Genomic DNA, 2,853 nt, shown 5'->3' on the forward strand with positions numbered 1-2,853 from the left:
CCATGGTGGATGGCCCTGCGGCTCATTGCTTTCGTTACTGCCCGCTATAGATCTGATCGAAAACCCCACCGTCATTGAAATGAGTCTTTTGCACGGTGCGCCAGTCGCCGAAGGTCTTCTCCACCGACAGGAAGTCAACTTTCGGGAAACGGTCTGTGTACTTGGCCAGCACCGCCGGATCCCGTGGACGCAGGTAGTTGGCGGCGGCGATTTCCTGGCCTTCAGGCGACCACAGGTATTTGAGGTAGGCCTCGGCGGCTGCGCGGGAGCCTTTCTTCTCGACCACTTTATCCACAACGCTCACCGGTGGCTCGGCTTCGGCGGACACGCTTGGGTAGACCACTTCGAACTGGTCGCGGCCAAACTCGCGGGCGATCATTTCCGCTTCGTTTTCAAAGGTCACCAGCACATCGCCGATCTGGTTGGTCATGAACGTCGTCGTTGCCGCGCGACCGCCGGTATCCAACACCGGGGCTTGCTTGAACAGCTTGCCGACGAAATCCTTGGCCTTGTTCTCGTCGCCACCATTCTTGAGCACGTAGCCCCACGCCGACAGGTAGGTGTAGCGGCCGTTGCCGGAGGTTTTCGGGTTGGGCACGATCACCTGCACGCCATCCTTGAGCAGGTCGGGCCAGTCCTTCAGCGCCTTTGGGTTGCCCTTGCGCACGATGAACACCGTGGCCGACGTGAACGGCGCGCTGTTGTTCGGCAACCGGGTGACCCAGTTTTCAGGAACCAGCTTGCCGTTGTCCGCCAAGGCATTGATGTCGGTGGCCATGTTCATGGTGATGACATCCGCCGGCAGGCCGTCGATGACCGAACGCGCCTGCTTGCTGGAGCCGCCGAACGACATTTGCACGGTGATGTTCTCGTTGTGCTCGGCTTGCCAGTGTTTCTGGAACGCGGCGTTGTAGTCCTTGTAGAAGTCGCGCATCACGTCATAGGAAACGTTCAGCAGGGTCGGGGCGGCGTGGGCCAGGCTGCCGAAGGTCAGGCCAGCGGCGAGAAGGGAGGCGCCAAAGAAATTTTTCACTGCGAATTCCTTTTTGTTTGAACGGGGTCTCGGGCAATTAGCCGGCACACTAGCGACTGGCAATTAGGCCTTCAAGTATTAAAAAGTGCTTTGCTTATTCCATTTTCTTGAACAGCGCGTTGCCACAACGGGAGCAAAAAGCCGCGCCGTGCTCATGGTTGTCTTTGCTGCACACCGGGCAGTCATGCTGGAGTTGATCGCCGCGCATGGCCGTGGCGAGTTCAGCGGTGAAGATACCCGTCGGTACGGCGATGATCGAATAGCCGGTGATCATCACCAGCGACGAAATCACCTGGCCCAGCGGGGTTTTCGGCACGATGTCGCCGAAGCCCACGGTAGTGAGTGTCACGATAGCCCAATAGATCCCCTTGGGGATGCTGGTAAAGCCATGCTCGGGCCCTTCGATGACATACATCAGCGTGCCAAAAACCGTCACCAGGGTCGATACGCTGACCAGGAACACAATGATCTTCTGCTTGCTGCCCCGTAGCGCGGCCAATAGGTAATTGGCCTGCTTGAGGTACGGGCTGAGCTTCAGCACTCGGAAAATCCGCAACATCCGGATGATCCGAATGATCAGCAGGTACTGGGCATCGCTGTAGTACAGCGCCAGGATCCCCGGCACGATCGCCAGCAGGTCTACCAATCCGTAGAAACTGAACGCGTAGCGCAGCGGCTTCGGCGAGCAGTACAGGCGCAGGCCGTACTCGACCAGAAAGATGAAGGTGAAGCCCCACTCGATGTAAGCCAGCAGGGCCGCGTAGTTCTTGTGAACGCTGTCGATGCTGTCGAGCATCACGATCACCAGGCTGGCGAGAATGATCAGCAACAAAGTGCTGTCGAAGCGTCGGCCCGCCACGGTATCGGTCTGGAAAATGATGACGTAGAGCCGTTCACGCCAGTTGTTGCTGTTATCCATAACCTTCGCCTGAATCGATAATCAGCGAAGCCTAGGGCGATTGCCCTGCGGAGTGCAAGGCGCGGTATCGAGGATTGCCTGATGCCAAAGCCGGCCTGTTGCATGAACCAGCCAGCAGGCGAGGATGAACGGTGCCGTCAGCGGTGCCACGCCCAGCGCTGCGAAACCTGGTGTGAGAAAGACTGCCAGGGCAATGCCCACCAGCGGCAGCCATGGCTTGCGGGTGTGTTGGCCGAGGGCCAGGGCCACCAGCGCTGGGTTGTAGCCGCCCAGCCCCGACAGGGCCACGTTGCTGTCGTGATGCAGCCAGGTGAATGCAAGGCCGACGATGGACCCGAACAGCGCCCAGCCAGCGGCGCGACGATTGGCGACCAGCAGGCCGATCGCGATCAGCGCACCGGCCAGTGGGTGGTCGAGAAACATCACTTGGCCCAGGCCGTTCAAAGGAGCCAGCAGCAGATTGGGCGAACTGATCTCCACCGACGCGGGCGGTGGGGAGGGCGGGGCCAAACCCAGCAGCAACCAACCCAGCCCCACGAATGGCGCGGTATAGGCGGGCAGGCAGTGGGGGCCAGGGGTTCGCTTGAGCCATTGCTGGGTCAGCATCGCACTGATGCCGCCGCCGGCAATGATCAGCGGTGGCAACAAGACCGACCAGGGCAGCGTCAGGCTCAACAACAATCCCAGCAGGATCCCGTTATAGCTGAAGAGGCCGGCTTGCCGATGCTCCTTGGCATAACCGCGTCGCTGCGCCGTCAGCAATCCCGCCACACCGCCCAGCAGCGCGCCGCCGAGCAAGGCCGGCGCGGTGAACAGGATTGCCAACAGGCACAGCAAACCGCACAGCGGATGGCGCTGGAGGAAAATCTGGCTGAAGCCGTTGAGCAGGGCGGTGGCCCAG

The 2,853-nt window shown here is 60.5% G+C and carries 3 protein-coding genes; all 3 read right to left on the minus strand.

Annotated features, from left to right (window positions below):
- Positions 1-34 precede the first annotated feature (34 nt).
- Entirely contained in the window at positions 35-1,033 is a 999-nt protein-coding gene (locus OC610_RS24785; RefSeq protein ID WP_264431639.1) for a sulfate ABC transporter substrate-binding protein, read from the minus strand.
- 94 nt (positions 1,034-1,127) lie between these two features.
- On the minus strand, positions 1,128-1,952 hold the full coding sequence (locus OC610_RS24790) for an ion transporter (RefSeq protein WP_264431641.1): 825 nt from the start codon (positions 1,950-1,952) through the stop codon (positions 1,128-1,130).
- A 21-nt stretch (positions 1,953-1,973) separates the two neighbouring features.
- A partial coding sequence (locus tag OC610_RS24795; RefSeq protein ID WP_264431643.1) for an urea transporter occupies positions 1,974-2,853 on the minus strand: 880 nt, incomplete at its 5' end.

This window comes from Pseudomonas agronomica, from assembly GCF_025917275.1.
Classification (GTDB): Bacteria; Pseudomonadota; Gammaproteobacteria; order Pseudomonadales; family Pseudomonadaceae; genus Aquipseudomonas; species Aquipseudomonas agronomica.